Source organism: Maridesulfovibrio sp. (genome assembly GCF_963678865.1).
Taxonomy (GTDB): Bacteria; Desulfobacterota; Desulfovibrionia; order Desulfovibrionales; family Desulfovibrionaceae; genus Maridesulfovibrio.
Genome location: NZ_OY787459.1, coordinates 929,448 through 944,473 on the forward strand (window position 1 = coordinate 929,448; position 15,026 = coordinate 944,473).

The window sequence follows — 15,026 nt, forward strand, 5'->3', positions numbered from 1 at the left end:
GATCATTCTCCTTTATTAAAAATTTTTACTACGGACTCTCCGTCCTGATTATTCCTGACCGCACAAAAAATTGCAGCATCCACGCTTTTGTTATCCGCAGCCAGATAAGCTGCCTGCGGGAGGATTCCCGCTTTCCTGAAACCGGACCGTTCCGCCATGCGACAGGCCAAAACATTGGTCACTGGTATCAAACCCTTTATACAGTCAAACAGATATCCGCCCGCCACGTCAGTCACTGACAATAAATGGCGCAATCCACCGCGCCCCATCTGCAAAGTTCCTTTGCCGTGAAATCCGGGCATGGAGGCAATGTGCACAAAACACGATTTCGGGGTAAATCCGTTCAACCAGAACAATCCGGACGGTTCTCGATCCTTGAAGCCGAAAAAGAAATGCTGATCTTCACGGCGCACCAGTTGCTGAAAATCGCTGAAGGATTCCACGGTTCCGTCATAAAAAATTACCGAAATCTGCCCGGCCTTACGCATTATTTCCCAGAACCAGTGCAAATGCCCGTCCGTGAGGGCTTCTGTGCCGTCAAAGTCCCGGAATTTATAGAAGGTGAAACCTCCCTCCACTTCAAAACCATACATCATCCGACTCCTGTAAAAATATCGTAATCCATCAATCCCTGCATATCTTCCTGCTGTTCCAGCACATGCTGCTGTTTTGGAAAAACCGCCCCCAGTGCCGGGTCCAGAATACGGGCCATGCAGTCCAGCATGTCGTCGTGCGGTGCCACGGGAAAAGCAAGATATTCATCGTCTATAAACTCACGTACCAGATCGCGCTCCCGACCCTGATGATCAATGAACCGCGCCCGCCAAGGCAGGTAAAACCGGGACTGCTCAAAGAGTGGAACCAGCTTTCTGATGCGATCTGTTTTGGGTACATTTCCGCCCAGCGGGTCAATGGCAAAACGGTAGTTCTGCTCATTCATTACGTACTGCATGTGCTCCACATCCGCCTGTTGGCCGTACTTTTCATACCCTACAGCAAGCGGCGAATAGGCTCGGTGCAAGCGAAACAAAGCCCGAGCACGCTCTGTAAGATTGAGCCGGTCACGAATACCATCGATAAGGTAATAATTACGGTCCGGTCCCAGACCGATAACCAGCATTACAGTGTAATCACTACCGGATTTCTTCTCACTTGCCGGGTCCACAAGTAGGTATCTATTGAATTGAGGCCAGCGGGTTTTACCATTGCTGTCGCGTGGGTCCCAGCGACAGATCCATTCTTCACGGAAGCCCTGCACATCGTCCGCGCGCGGATCCTGCATCATCTGGCATCCGAACACATATGGTCCCATCTCCCGGCGCTTGGTCTGTAATTGTTCTTTAGTCAGCAGAACAGGCTCACCTTCCAAGGTCCCGTCAAAAGTTGCCGGATAGATACGTGGAATTGCGGCCTGACGCTTCATGATCTCGCGATAGGTATCGTTAAAATGATAACGGGTTCCGATATAACGCTTTATGCCTTCGCGAGTGCCGAGGTTGATGGACAGCGCCCATGCCTCGGTGGTCTTGAAAATCATATCCGGGGATGAAACCGATTCACGGGTAACCACATCGTCATATATGAGCCGGGAAAAATGCTTACCTGTAGGCTGTCCGTCCACCAATCCCCATGCCTCCACAGTGGCCTCCTTAGGATTTGATTTACGTTTGACAATGATCCCGTCCTCCTCCGACCATTTTGGTGAATCTTTTTTTGGATTGTTCCAGAGCACATCGGGATAGCATTGTTTAAGCAACTCATTGCGCTCAAATTCCTGCTTGATCTGTCGCAGGAAACCCTTGGCTACAGGCCGGGTATGACTGAAAATTCCTACGGTAACTTCCGGGTCACGCAAAATATCCTGAACGGTCAACGCAAAGGTGATTATGGTAGATTTGTAATGCTCACGGGACCAGAGATCGAGGCACCCGTCCGGTTTTGCCTGCACGTCACGGCAACGTTCAAAAACCCATTCCCGGTTGGCATCGGCACGCCCAAGCAAACGTGTCAGCAGAAAAAACAAATCATTTCGCCCTAGCTCCGCCATAACCTGCAAAGGCTGTTTCTTTTCTTCCGCCTCGTGCAGGATTTCCGCATACCATTTATTGGCGCTGCCCAGATCCGTAAACTTCATCGAGCTTCTCCCTCAGTTCCGGGCTGATCGTGCGGCTTTTCTTCGTGTCTTTTGCTGCTGTGCCCTCCTTTTTTACGTCTCCGATGCCCCATGCCTTGCGCTCCATATCGTGACGTTTATGCATAATATCGAGCTTGGCTTTCAGGTCCTTGACCATATCAGAATCATCGCCCTCTACCGCCAGTGCGAATACCTCCCGGAACCGGTCCAGCTCCTCTTTCTGTTTTTTTATGACTTCATTTTTGGTCACTGTTTTCTCCGAAAATACTTTTGATTTGATGCGCTTCGCGCTTTTGATTGCTCTGATTTCGTCTCCGGCGGCCAAAAGGGATAATCACCTTTGCAATCCCTGATTGCTTAGTTGAGATTCCTTTGGGCAGAGGAACGGAACCATTTATCATTGCTAATGAATCCATTTATCTTCAGCGAAACAGGAAATTCCTACTTCCGCCAGCTTCATACATTTGCGGCAAAGCCGGGCTTTGCGAATTAACTTCTTCCCGCCGAAACGAATCTCAATCATGAACGGCTTCAACACATCCGTTCGTCCGCAACGCTCACAACGCTCGCCTTCAAACATTCCGCCGATACCTGCCGAAACATCAGACGGAATTGCAACCCCGTTCATTTGAACGCCTCATAAGCCACGCGCCCGGCAATACCTGCAACGACTGCAGCAGTCCCCCAGACAGCCCTTTCAAGATTACGGAATTTTTCAGCATGGGTGTGACAGCGCCGCGCCCCGTTAATCTCCGCAATGTCTTCCTGAATGGACTTGACCCGTTCATCTATGCGGATAAGCAGGTCCTGCAATTCACTCCTTTCCTCAACCATTTTTCTCCCTCCATGTTTTTGCAACCTTTTCGGCGCTGCGCCCGACCACATACCCTCCAAGCCCCAATTCCATCAGCGACCATAATTGCGCTGGCAGTTCCAGCTGCGGAGCTTTAGTCCAAAACAAGGCCAGATAGGGATAAAGCAGATAATTATTTGCCACGATAGCAACAATGGTCAGCATCAGGATCGGGCGCCATGAACGCTGCAACCAGTTACCGGACATCTCCGCCAGCATGATTCTGACCCGTACTTCAAGATCGGCTAGCTCACCTTTTTTTTGCATTTCCATAAGCCGAAGCTTGGCTTTTTCACGCTCTCCGGCATCAGGCCAGATCTTATCGATGATGGTTGAACCAATATCGAGAATTGAACCGATCATTCCACCACCTCAGATCCTCGTCCGGGTCCGCTGCGCTGCGGACTGTTATAAATTGGTCTTACCTTCTGACGTTTGTAGTCGAGTAACGAATTCCCGGACTCAAGCCACTCGGGATGCTCCTCAATAAATGATGCATAGTTTTTGATCATTTGCCGCGTCTCCAACGGATAAAGCGCGGCAAGTGTTTCAGCCTTAATTTCTTTCATAATTCTGTCCTCCTTTAGCTATAAGATAATTAGCCGGGCGGACCTGAGTCAGGTGACTCGTGTCCGCCATGAAGACTTTTTTGAAATTCAGGCAAAAAAAAATCCTCCCCGGCCAAAACCGGGAAGGAAATTCACAAATCCTATGGAATAAAGATTTAAATTATTAATTCAAAACAACAGACCATAGTAGTTTTATACCCAGCAGGATAAGTACCCCGCCGAGAAATTTCTTTACCGTGGCCGGTTTCATCTTAGCGTGCATAGCCTTTGTTCCCAGATATCCGCCCCCCCAGGCTGCCAATCCGGCAAAAACAAGCAATCTGACTGAAACCGAACCCATCAAGGCATAAGCCGCAAAAGCAATGATAGATGAAAAAGGAACGGCAAAAGCGGTGACAGTAGCCACCTTCTTGGGATTGAAACCCTGCAGAACCATCAGCGGCGAGATGACTCCACCACCGCCGACACCAAGCAGTCCGGAAATAAATCCCGCCAGAACCCCAACCCCAAAAGGGCCGAAGAAAGGACGGTCCTCTCGGAACTGATCCTTATATTTAGAAGCCTTGAAGAAAAGCATCATCGTCCCGGAAAAACACAGGAAACTGATAAAAAACAGCATCAATAACTTCAAAGGCAGAAAATGCCCGATCCAGGCACCGACCGGAGCCATAATCACAGAGGCCAGTACGATGGGAACTCCCATCCGGAAATCAAGACGTTTTTCTTTAATATTGGAGTAGGTAGCCCCTATCATGCTGAGAGCATTTACAAAAAGGCCTGTCGGACGTGCCAGATTGAAAGGGACCCCCATCCATGTCAATATAGGGATAAGCACCACCGCCGAGCCCACTCCGCCAAGCGCAAAAACAAAACTCAGCACAAATGAAACTAAAGCGATGCCCACAGTAAGCATATCCATGACTACATTTTACCTAACGGTCCGGGTTTGAAAGCCTTGATAATATCTTCCATTGAAGCTGCCATACCTTTTACCTGATCAAATCCATGCGCGCGGAGCAGAGTGTACGCCACAGCAGAACGAAAAACTGAAGAACAGTAAGCCACTACCATCTTATCTTTGGGTAACTCGTTCATACGAGCAGGCAATTCATGCAGCGGAATATGTTTGGCGAAAGGCAGCACTAGGTAATTCATTTCCTTATCGGTACGCACATCAAGAAAAACCACATTTTCCTGTCCATTACCTAATACTTTACGCATTCCTTCAACGCTCATGGTATGTTTACCGGAACTCAAAAAATCAAAATCCATTTCAGCGACAGCATCATCAAGAACTTTCATTTCAGACTCCATTTGTATGAATATGGTTATTTGGCAAAATCACCAAATTAAAAGCAGGAATTTGGTAATATTGCCAAATAACCTAGAAGTCAAGAAAGCATTACATCCGCACCAGAACTTTCAAAGCCCCTTTGCTCATAGCCTGACCGAAAGCTCTTTTGAAATCAGTAAAATCATATTCGGCTTCAATCAAACCACTCACATCAATCAGCCTCTGCTCCAATACGCTAATTACCAGCCCTATATTCCCGCAACGGGACCCGATTATCGAAATTTCATCCACAACCAATTTGGCAAGATTAATGGAGCTGGGCAGGTGCGAAGTGGTCTTAGCCACAACGGTCCCTTCAGGACGTACAAAATCAAGAGCATAATTAATGCCCTGTTCGCTGCCTGTGGCTTCCACAACCAGATCAAATTTATCCCACCGGGAGGCAAGCTCAGTCAATTCTTCAGGATCACTGATGCAATAAGTCTTCACACCCTGCTTAGCGGCAATAGCAAGCTTTTCCTCATGCTTACCCACGAGCAAGACATTGGGATTATACAATTTCAAGGCAATAGCAGTAAGTAAGCCCAACTTACCATCACCGAGAACCATAACCCGCATGTCAGCGGTTACATGAATCTGCTGGCTCACCTCTAACCCTGCGGCCAAAGGTTCAGCAAAGACTGCCACCCGGTCCTCAACTTTATCCGGCACTACAACAAGATTTTTTACAGGAACCTTCAAATATTCAGCAAATGCACCGTCATGATTAACAATGCCGATAACGGTCCGGTTCGCTGCGTGACGGGGGTCACCTTCAAAAGATCCAACCGGGCAATTGATATCCGCCACCACCCGCTTGCCAAGCAACTCCGGACTGCCCGGACACTCCTCCACCTCGGCTACAAACTCATGTCCCGGCACACCTGAAAAACCGTAATACCCCTTATGCAATTCAATATCAGTATTGCATATACCGACCAGACGGACTTTAAGTAAAGCTTCACCCTCTGCAACTTGCGGCTTATTCCGCTCAACAAAATTAATTTCCCCATCTTCAAAATAAATTGCGCGCATTTATTCTCCTTTGAAAATATTTATGTGCAATCATAACAACAAGTTCAAACACAGCCAAGCTCTGCATCAACCCAAAAAAAGAAGCCGGTCCAAGGACCGGCTTCTTGAAAAGAAACATTATTCAGACGAAATTAATCGTGAATATCCACATAAACAAGAGTCTGGTTTAAGAGCTGGTAAGCAATTTCCCCAAAGGTGATAGGGCCAACAAAAGGATCTGTCTTTTTGCCTTCCAATTCGGAATAGAGGTAATTGAGAATGCAGTTGCAGGAAAAAGCAATTTTCTTACCTGCAACATTGTTATCCATCAACTGCTTGCTGAAAGCCGCGGCATAATCACTTAATGATTTTGCGTGCTTATAGCGCACACCGGAAAAAACAGGCGCATAAAAGCTGACTCCATCTTCAGCTGACACTGCCTGAAAACTGGTGTTGATAAGAGCGCCGTAATAATCAGCAACAAGCGGCAACTTTGTATCAAGGCCTTGCTCAGCAATGTATTCCGCGAAATTCTTTTTGACCCCGTTAACCATAACGTATTCAGTGGCAAAAGCATCCTGATTAAAGGTCAAAGTATCACCTTCAGCTTGTTCAAAGATATTAACGATTCCCACATCAACAGTCTTTCCGGGAATCAAGTCAACATGCATTACCAAAGCTTCATCTTCATAACTGTTACCGGTAGCTCCGCTGAAAACCTTGGGTTTAACTTTTCCGAGGTCATCCAGCAATACACCGGATATCCAACCGACTAACGGCTGGGATCCGAAATCCTTATAATTTGGAGCGTTGAGAGCAAAGGAAACATGAGCTGGGCTTGAAGCAGGAATAATAATAAAACTGAATCCACCGTCCCCGGCATCAACATACACATTTCCAAGATCATCCTGATCATATTTTTTCAAAGTAACAGAAGCAGCAACGTCAGATATATCCGTCACAAACACCTGTTCCTGTGTAACCAGCCCGCCTTTGGAAGTAGAAATGAAATACGGAATAGTTCCACCAATCCACTTTCCCTTCGGAAGCTTGGCTAGAAGGGTTTCATCTCCGGCAATCAGAAGGGTTTTGCCATCAGCAATCATATCCATGGTTTCTTTGATGCTACAAAGTACTTGATTCATAACCCCTCCTAACCGAACATGGTTTGCAGATCTTCCTTAGCCGAAGCGTTGTCTGCATTCTTGGTGTAAATAGCGTGAAGTTCAGCAACAGCTTTGGACACATTGTCAGCGGAGCCATCAGCCTTAACATTGCGCATAAGACGGCCTAGCAGAATTTTTGCAGCAAGAAACTTCAAGGTATAAGTTTTCTTGCCAGTTACAATTTCTTTCCACCTGGAGTTTGAACTCGGAGGAACACCCATCAAAATACCCTCCATTTTAATTTGATTCTCAACTCACTTAACCCTAATGATAGGATTAATAGTACTTCAACCTCAACGATTAACCAAACCATAGCATCGTGCGGCGATATTGTCTTGCCTTTTAAAAAAAATATATCCATACACATAAAAAACCCCGGCCACGAAAACAACGCAACCGGGGAGAAATTGATTTTTTTGACAAAAAAAGAACTAACTGAGCATCTGCTGTTCCTTGAACCAGCAAACGGCATCCTGAACGGCCTCTATAGCCGGACGATGGGTATAGCCCAGCTCTCTCTCAGCCCTTTCGGAACTGTAATACATTTTTTTGGATGCCATGCGGACACTATCCATGGTGGCTACCGGATTCTTGAGAAATCCCATCCGAGCCAGCAACTCACCGGTAAAGCCAGCTAGATACATCATAGCTTGAGGAACCTTGAATTTTGGGCCCGGCCGATCGGTTATACGCGCAGTCATTGCAAATAATTCCCTTAGACTCAGATTTTCTCCGCCCAGAATATACCTGCGCCCGACCTCGCCCTTCTGCAAAGCCAGCAGATGCCCCTGCGCGATGTCATCAACATGGGCAACATTCAATCCGGTATCGGCATAGAACATCCCGCCGTCACGAGCGGCATTAAGCACCATGGTTCCAGTGGGAGTAGGACGGGAATCACCCGGCCCGACAGGAGTAGAAGGATTCACAATAACAGCAGGAAGTCCTTTATCACGGACCATATCCATAACCAGCTTCTCTGCCAGAAATTTAGATTTCTTATACGGGCTGATCATATCCGCCACTGTTGATGCGGCCTCCTCATCTACAGGGCTTCCATCTTCATTACAGCCCAGCACGCAAACACTGGAGGTATAGACAATACGCTCCACTCCGGCCTGAAGAGCCTTTTGCATGACCAGCCGGGTACCTTCAATATTGGTGCGATTCATAACTTCCGGGTCAGGAACCCAGAGACGATAGTCGGCAGCAAGATGGAAAAGATATCTGCATCCCCGCAGAGCTTCTTCCAACGCGGCTTCGTTAGTGAGATCACCGCGGATAAATTCTATCGGTTCTTTAATGAGTTGCTGCGCCCGATCTATGTCACGGACAAGCGCCTTAATGGCGAATCCCTGTCTTGAAAGAATTTTAACTAGACGGGAACCAATCAATCCGGTTGCCCCGGTGATCATTACATTCATAATTTATTGTTGTTTACAGGTAAGATACTGATATAAAATATTTTACTGGACCTTAACGGCTTTCATAAAAATTGAAGCAATGCAGGAAACATAGAAAAAAGCCGTACCTGCGAATGAAGCAATGAAGGATGAAAGGTGTTGTGTCAAGTTTGGATTTATAAATAAATCATGTAGGCGGATTGCCGAACGACTCTTCCTTGCACGAAATATTTAGCCCGGCCTTATCTCTACGCGAGTAAACAGCACTATCTAAGTGTCATAAAAACACCCCCGGCAACCATAGGCTGCCGGGGGCTTCTTCATTCAATTCTAAGCTAAACCGAAACGCTAAATGTTTTGCGTTGCTGCGGAAGCATTATCTTCTCCACTGTAAACCTTCTTCATGACAAGATAGGTTTCAGCGATCATCCAGATTTCAAGCACAAATACGATCAGACCTACCACGAAGAGCAACCATTTGCCTCCTGCATAGAATTTCTGGAGGTTAAAGACCATTGCCCAGCCGGTCATGGCAATCATGAATACCATGGGTATGCCGGTATAAATGGCTTTAACCTTCTTGCGGGCAAGATAGACAGTGATAATCAACAATGCCAACGCAGCCAGAAGCTGGTTTACAGTGCCGAACAACGGCCAGAGAGCCAGCGCACCCTTTTTAAGTGCACCGATGGAAAAGCCGCCGTTAAAGCAGAGAATCGCAGCAGTACCTACCGCAATAAGGGTTGCAGGAATACTGCCGGCAAGTGAAGGCATTTTATAGGCCTGAGCCAGCTCTCCAACCACGTAACGCTGGATACGGGTGGCACTGTCAAGGGTAGTGGCTGCGAAGCTGACCAGAAAGACCCCCATGATTGCGAGTGCTATATTGGATGGAATACCATAACTGGCCATAAGGTTTGCGGAGCCTTCAACAAACGCGCTGAGCTTGGCACCGAGTCCGGCTGCGGAAGCCCATGATGCATAATGGGTGGTGAAGGCAGCCGTACCGGTCAGCAGCTGACCGTCAGCAGTATGCTTGCCAAGACCAAGCCCGGCACCGACAGCAACAATAACAAGGATGGACAGGGCCGCTTCCATAAGCATTGAACCGTAACCGATCATGCGAGAATCGCGTTCGGTTTCACACTGTTTGGCAGAGGTTCCGGAACTTACCAGCGAATGGAAGCCGGAAATAGCGCCGCAGGCGATAATAACAAAAAGGAAGGGCAGCATCGGCGGAGCACCTTGCGGAGCAAGATCAAGAGCCGGGGCCACGAAGGTGGGATGAGCCACAACAGCACCGATCACCAACAGAATGAGTGCAACAAAGAGCTGATGTCCGTTAATATAATCTCGAGGCTGCAACAGGGTGGTAACCGGAAGTACGGACGCGATAAAGGCGTAGACAAGCATTATCAGAGTCCAGACTACGATAGGGTTCATTCCCGCAATGGCAGGCATCTTGAAAGGCACGTAAACACCGACCACAACAAATGCATACATTGCCAGCAGCGCGATGAGAGACCAGATGGTATGGTCAGCCTTCTTCTTGTACATGAGCCAGCCCAGCCCGATGGCGATAGGAACCTCACTCCATACCGGAACGACAGCTGCAGGGTACATATTAAAAAGGATAGCGATAATAAGGGCAAATACGGCGATGACGATCAACAATTCAAAGAAGATAATGATCAGAAACAGGGAGCGCACGCGATGGTTAAGCAGCCCGGCAGCAAGGTCCCCTACGGAACGTCCCTGATTTCGCAGACTGACCACAAGAGAACCGAAGTCATGCACTGCACCCATGAAAATGGCTCCGAAGAAAACCCAGAGCACAGCAGGAACCCAACCCCAGATAATAGCAATTGCAGGTCCTACGATCGGACCGAGACCGGCAATGGATGTGAAATGGTGCCCGAAAAGCACTTCTTTTTTTGTGGGAACAAAATCTTTTCCATCTTCAAGTTCGCAACTGGGACAGACCTTGTTCTCATCAATCTGAAAAATCTTTTTTGCCAAAAATTTGCCGTAGGTATGGTAAGCAATTATATACCCCACAAAGCAAAGACCGGCGATAACAAGTGAGTTCACCTCAATACCTCCAAAGAAAAAAGAACCAAAAATACGGAGAAATACCATACTTCCCCGCAACCACACACTTATATGAACACCACGCCATTCAACCCGCTCCGGAATCAGCCCGCCCGTTGCCGCAACGCAACACATATAAATACTGAATCCGGTCCCCTCGGCACATCAGTGGGTACTCATATTAATTTTAGGATTCTCTTAACTAAATTATTTCAGCAAAAATTACCAGCTCACTTTTAAAAATATCGCAACATCAACCGTTTGCATTTTCTGTATTCAAAATAATACGGACAAAAACAAACGATTCACCTGCAACAAAACTACTGAAAATCGTTTTTACGTAAATTATGTACCTACAATTTAATTCCGAAATCATTAGAAAAGCTTTCAAGTGCCCTCTATTACGTCATATTTTGCAAAAGCAGGCTCATGCAAAGGGATTAAAATATCGGCCATTTCCTTAACCTTGAGCATGATGTCATATGCCTCATAGGTATTAACCGAGGTTCCGGGAGGAATGACTTCCATTTCCATACCCCTCACTTCCGGTGGAGGATTAAAATTCTCCATAATCACGCAGAACCCGGTAATGGCGGCCAGTCCGCCTTCGGTATCAATAAGGATGGTCATACCGCCGGGCGTATGGGCCGGTGTATGCATCATGCGAATACCCGGAACAACTTCATAATCTCCGTCCACAGCAACTACCTGCCCGGCATCCTCCACGTCTTCCACGTAATCTTCCAGATAACGGAAATCCAGAGGATGCGGTTCATGAACATGATCCAGTTCCTTGCGGTGAACATAGAATTTTGCATTCACACATTTATAATCATTTTCGCAATGGTCATTATGCAGGTGGGTATGGATCACTATGTCTATATCTTCAGGCTTGAGGCCATACTTAGCCAGACCATCTTCAAAAGTATAAATTTTCCCGCCCAGATCGATTTCACGATCTTCTGAAATAATGGGCTGCATTTCTCCGGTATCCACGAGTATCTTTTTATCCCCTCCTTCCAGATACCAGCTATAAATAGGGATGATGTAAGGCTGTCCATAATCATGCTGATAGGTCATCATACCTTTGTCGAATCTCTTTGTTCCCATGACTATGGGATGAATCCTGTACTTGGCCATTTTTCCTCCTGGGCAATATATCCACATCGAGCAGTCATCCGCCGAAAACTGTTATTTTATCCCGAAGATGAAACTTAAAACAATTTAACATGAAAAGGAACTTATCAGTGTAAACAACAGGAAATAATTATGTTCATCCACAACCAGTCACACACATATTTTTTTTATAAAAAAAACACTCCACAGCCCTAAAGAATTCTCAACATACGCCGATGGATATATAAACTTTATCAAAGAGAGGCTGTTGTGAACGGAATACATAATACCTATAATTCTGAAATAAATAACGATATCTACACTGAAACACAGCAAAAAACGAACTCTGTAATTTCCGACAACAAACAGGAAACTGCTGGTACAGCAAAACAGGAAGATACGGTTGATATTTCACAACAGGGCTACGAATTATCCGAAACATTGAAAAACGAAAAAAAAGCCCCACTCACATCTGACGGAAAAGAAATCGCCGGACAACCGCAGCAAACGCCAACAGCTATTGACGGGGACAGCTTTACGGAAAACATTACCACCGAAACCCTTGCAACAGCTTCAACACAGTCCGGACGCACCGTGACAATTGAAAAATTCACCTACAATGCTGAAACAGTAACAACCGACGACAAAGCAGAAAATGAACCTAACAAAGTCAAAATGTTCGGTTACATGGTTAATATTTCCGGCAAGGACGGAGAGCAAGGAAAGAGCTATCTGCTGAATTCAGATGCCCGCATTACCGAAGACAAAAACGGTGAAATTTCCATCACGGCCTACACCGCTGGAGATGAAACAGACAAAGATGATATTATCATAGGTATGAGCGGACGCGACCTCAGTGGAGGAGGCGGCAATGACACTATAGTCGATTTGACCCATGACCGGACTGAAACAATCGGCTCCAAAGCTCCCTCATGGGATAACCCAGCCACAATGTCCGGCGGCGATGGCAATGATACAATTATCTACGCCGGTAAAAGGGTACAAAATGCAATAATTGACAGCGGAGACGGAGACGACACCATTGTATTCAGCCACGATGTCCATATAAAAAACATCAATACCGGATCAGGCAATGACACCATAAAGGCCGGGGGTAATATGGTGGTCGACAAAGGTTCAGTTGATACCGGAGAAGGTGACGATACCATCGTGGCCGAGAAAGATATTACTATCTTGGGAGGCTCAGTTAATACTGGAGAGGGGAATGATAGTATCAGTGGAGAAAGTGTCAGAGTCTGGAGGGACGCATCCTTAAATACAGGTTCAGGAAGCGACAGCATACAAGCGGACAAGAATCTCAAAGTTGAAAGTAACAGCATTCTGGATACTGGAAGTGGTGATGACCACCTTCATGCCGGGAACAAAATGTTTACAGGAAGCCGAAGCGTGCTGAAAACCGGAGACGGAGATGACAAACTCAGTGCAGGACACACCCTGAGTACAGACGGGACCGGGACTCTGGATACAGGAGCAGGCGACGACAACCTAAGCGCAGGATATAGAATTCATACAGACGGTTTCAGTACCCTGAAAACCGGAAGCGGAGATGACACCCTCACCAGTTATGAAATTAGCGCTGATGGACACAGCACACTGGATACCGGATCCGGTGATGACAATATCAAAGCATCCGACAGAATCCACTCCGGGGCAAGCATGAGCACAGGCGGAGGAAACGATTCCGTTTACGCTCATTACAACATTTCCTCAGACGGAAACGGAACCATCAACACCGGGTCAGGAAATGATCGCATAAAAACCGATGGCAGGGTTCACGTTGACGGAAATTCTCAAATCAAAACAGGTTCAGGTGATGACAGAATAACCTCAGGCAGAGTCTCGGTTGCTGGAGACAGCATATTCAATACTGGCTCAGGGGATGACATCATTTCAGCCACCTACTCATTTTCAGTAGCACAAAACAACATATTCAACACGGGCTCAGGCGACGACACAATTAATGCCAACATCTTTTATAATTCAGGCTCCCTGTTCATGGGATCAGGGGATGACCGGCTGAACATAAACCTGCTTCTCAATTCAGGAACAATTGACATGGGCTCCGACAATGACCGGATAGATGCTAAGAAAATACTAACATATGGTCAGGAGCAGGATATGTACGACTGGAGCACCCTGATCCGCGGTACACTCATAGATTTCAAATTTGAAGATAAATCCTGAAGTCAGGTACGCTTTGTAGATAAAATGTTATTATGAAAATGGAATCACCCTATCCTTATCATTTTTGGTGATTGTTTTACGTTTTCCAACAAAAACACACTTTAAGAATAAATAATTTAAAATTTATTTTCAAATTTATTTTAAATAATACAATATGTTATAAACTTACTTGTGAATTATTTCACACAAAGACACTCTATTTAAAGCCAAAAACGCTCGAAGCAATGTGAAAAAAAGTTATTTTTTTCTTTATTTCAAAAAAGATTGTTTCTTTTTTCACAGTCCCATAAAAAATTGAAGAGTTAAAAAGTTACCGCCAAACATGGTCGGTGTTTATCAATTATAAATAAGGAAGTGAGGAGGTCACCATGACTTACAAAGAGATTCAAGAACTGCTGATGAAGGAAATGAGGCTTTATCATTACCCTGTAGCCGTTAAATATTTCTTCGATCAGGCTGAGGTAGACGAATTCAAGGAAAAAGCTGAATTCCACGTCCCCATCAAGCCTATGACATTCTGCCAGTGGGAAATCGCAGCCCGCATGAAAGGCCAGACCGTTTATTCAGATGTTTCCGGTCTCGGATGCGGCAATGCCAAATATGCCTTTGCATGGAAAGAGCTGGACGAAGGCGAAATCAAAGGTCACTCCAAGTACGTTAAGGACCTTGATCAGGCCAAAAAATTCGTACTCAGCAAGCCACGCATGAAAGAAGGCCTTATCGGTATCGCAGTTGCCCCCCTTGGCTCCATCGACGGTATTTTCGAGCCTGATGTAGTCCACTTCTACTGTGACAACATGCAGGCCTACCACTTTGCAGTAGATTACGCCGCAGCAACTGATACACACCCCCTGCGCCCCAACGTAACCATGAACTCCTCCGCTTGTGCGGGCTGTGTATACACCTATAATGAGCAGGAATTCAACATGGTTCCGGCCTGCTCCGGCAGCTACAACGCAGGTAAAACCGAGCGCGGAGAAATCAACGTGATGATCCCCGGCACCAAGTTCAAAATGATGGTTCAGAGACTTCTGGACCGCATGGAACTGGCCAGCTCCTCTATCACCAAGCCCGGCGACGGCTTCCCCGGTCAGGATGTCTGTAAAAACTGCCCGCTGATTATCTTTAAGAAAGAACAATAA

The 15,026-nt window shown here is 46.4% G+C and carries 18 protein-coding genes; 2 read left to right on the forward strand and 16 right to left on the reverse strand.

Annotation, left to right across the window (positions count from 1 at the left end; all coding sequences use genetic code 11):
* Positions 1–2 precede the first annotated feature (2 nt).
* The 16 genes from ACKU41_RS04180 to ACKU41_RS04255 all read right to left on the reverse strand — a co-directional run bounded on the left by ACKU41_RS04180 (position 3) and on the right by ACKU41_RS04255 (position 11,703).
* Positions 3–593 carry a GNAT family N-acetyltransferase gene (locus tag ACKU41_RS04180; RefSeq protein WP_319780102.1) on the reverse strand — a complete coding sequence of 197 codons (591 nt, stop codon included), beginning with the start codon at positions 591–593 and terminating at the stop codon, positions 3–5.
* On the reverse strand, positions 593–2,134 hold the full coding sequence (locus ACKU41_RS04185) for a hypothetical protein (protein ID WP_321404303.1): 1,542 nt from the start codon (positions 2,132–2,134) through the stop codon (positions 593–595). The genes ACKU41_RS04180 and ACKU41_RS04185 overlap by 1 nt, the downstream gene beginning before the upstream one ends.
* Positions 2,103–2,384, reverse strand: coding sequence for a hypothetical protein (locus ACKU41_RS04190; RefSeq protein ID WP_319780103.1), 282 nt, complete (start codon positions 2,382–2,384; stop codon positions 2,103–2,105). The genes ACKU41_RS04185 and ACKU41_RS04190 overlap by 32 nt, the downstream gene beginning before the upstream one ends.
* The gene (locus ACKU41_RS04195) at positions 2,371–2,550 is read right to left on the reverse strand and encodes a hypothetical protein (protein ID WP_319780104.1); all 180 of its coding nucleotides are present in this window, start codon (positions 2,548–2,550) and stop codon (positions 2,371–2,373) included. Before ACKU41_RS04195 ends, ACKU41_RS04190 begins: the two co-directional genes overlap by 14 nt.
* Positions 2,538–2,762 (reverse strand): hypothetical protein, encoded by a 225-nt coding sequence (locus ACKU41_RS04200; RefSeq protein ID WP_319780105.1) that lies wholly within the window; start codon positions 2,760–2,762, stop codon positions 2,538–2,540. The genes ACKU41_RS04195 and ACKU41_RS04200 overlap by 13 nt, the downstream gene beginning before the upstream one ends.
* The gene (locus ACKU41_RS04205) at positions 2,759–2,968 is read right to left on the reverse strand and encodes a hypothetical protein (protein ID WP_319780106.1); all 210 of its coding nucleotides are present in this window, start codon (positions 2,966–2,968) and stop codon (positions 2,759–2,761) included. The genes ACKU41_RS04200 and ACKU41_RS04205 overlap by 4 nt, the downstream gene beginning before the upstream one ends.
* On the reverse strand, positions 2,961–3,350 hold the full coding sequence (locus ACKU41_RS04210) for a holin family protein (protein WP_319780107.1): 390 nt from the start codon (positions 3,348–3,350) through the stop codon (positions 2,961–2,963). The genes ACKU41_RS04205 and ACKU41_RS04210 overlap by 8 nt, the downstream gene beginning before the upstream one ends.
* Entirely contained in the window at positions 3,347–3,556 is a 210-nt protein-coding gene (locus tag ACKU41_RS04215; protein WP_321404306.1) for a hypothetical protein, read from the reverse strand. Before ACKU41_RS04215 ends, ACKU41_RS04210 begins: the two co-directional genes overlap by 4 nt.
* Before the next feature lie 163 nt (positions 3,557–3,719).
* Positions 3,720–4,475 (reverse strand): sulfite exporter TauE/SafE family protein, encoded by a 756-nt coding sequence (locus tag ACKU41_RS04220; protein ID WP_321404307.1) that lies wholly within the window; start codon positions 4,473–4,475, stop codon positions 3,720–3,722.
* Between the two features lie 2 nt (positions 4,476–4,477).
* Complete coding sequence (locus tag ACKU41_RS04225) at positions 4,478–4,858, reverse strand: rhodanese-like domain-containing protein (RefSeq protein ID WP_321404308.1); 381 nt, start codon at positions 4,856–4,858, stop codon at positions 4,478–4,480.
* 100 nt (positions 4,859–4,958) lie between these two features.
* A complete protein-coding gene (locus ACKU41_RS04230) occupies positions 4,959–5,924 on the reverse strand; it encodes an alcohol dehydrogenase catalytic domain-containing protein (RefSeq protein ID WP_321404309.1) in 966 nt (321 codons plus the stop codon).
* Between the two features lie 131 nt (positions 5,925–6,055).
* Positions 6,056–7,048 carry a DUF6976 family protein gene (locus tag ACKU41_RS04235; protein ID WP_319780112.1) on the reverse strand — a complete coding sequence of 331 codons (993 nt, stop codon included), beginning with the start codon at positions 7,046–7,048 and terminating at the stop codon, positions 6,056–6,058.
* An 8-nt stretch (positions 7,049–7,056) separates the two neighbouring features.
* Positions 7,057–7,290, reverse strand: a complete 234-nt coding sequence (locus ACKU41_RS04240) for a hypothetical protein (RefSeq protein ID WP_319780113.1) — start codon at positions 7,288–7,290, stop codon at positions 7,057–7,059.
* Between the two features lie 210 nt (positions 7,291–7,500).
* Positions 7,501–8,493: a hopanoid-associated sugar epimerase gene (gene hpnA, locus ACKU41_RS04245; protein ID WP_321404310.1), complete on the reverse strand. Its 993-nt coding sequence runs from the start codon at positions 8,491–8,493 to the stop codon at positions 7,501–7,503.
* Positions 8,494–8,820: 327 nt separating this feature from the next.
* Positions 8,821–10,563: a carbon starvation protein A gene (locus ACKU41_RS04250; protein ID WP_321404311.1), complete on the reverse strand. Its 1,743-nt coding sequence runs from the start codon at positions 10,561–10,563 to the stop codon at positions 8,821–8,823.
* A 387-nt stretch (positions 10,564–10,950) separates the two neighbouring features.
* Positions 10,951–11,703 (reverse strand): N-acyl homoserine lactonase family protein, encoded by a 753-nt coding sequence (locus ACKU41_RS04255; RefSeq protein WP_319780117.1) that lies wholly within the window; start codon positions 11,701–11,703, stop codon positions 10,951–10,953.
* Between the two features lie 246 nt (positions 11,704–11,949).
* On the opposite strand from ACKU41_RS04255, the gene ACKU41_RS04260 reads away from it, so the two are divergent.
* Both ACKU41_RS04260 and ACKU41_RS04265 read left to right on the forward strand, forming a co-directional pair.
* Positions 11,950–13,884 carry a hypothetical protein gene (locus tag ACKU41_RS04260; RefSeq protein WP_319780118.1) on the forward strand — a complete coding sequence of 645 codons (1,935 nt, stop codon included), beginning with the start codon at positions 11,950–11,952 and terminating at the stop codon, positions 13,882–13,884.
* 368 nt (positions 13,885–14,252) lie between these two features.
* Entirely contained in the window at positions 14,253–15,026 is a 774-nt protein-coding gene (locus ACKU41_RS04265; protein ID WP_319780119.1) for a DUF169 domain-containing protein, read from the forward strand.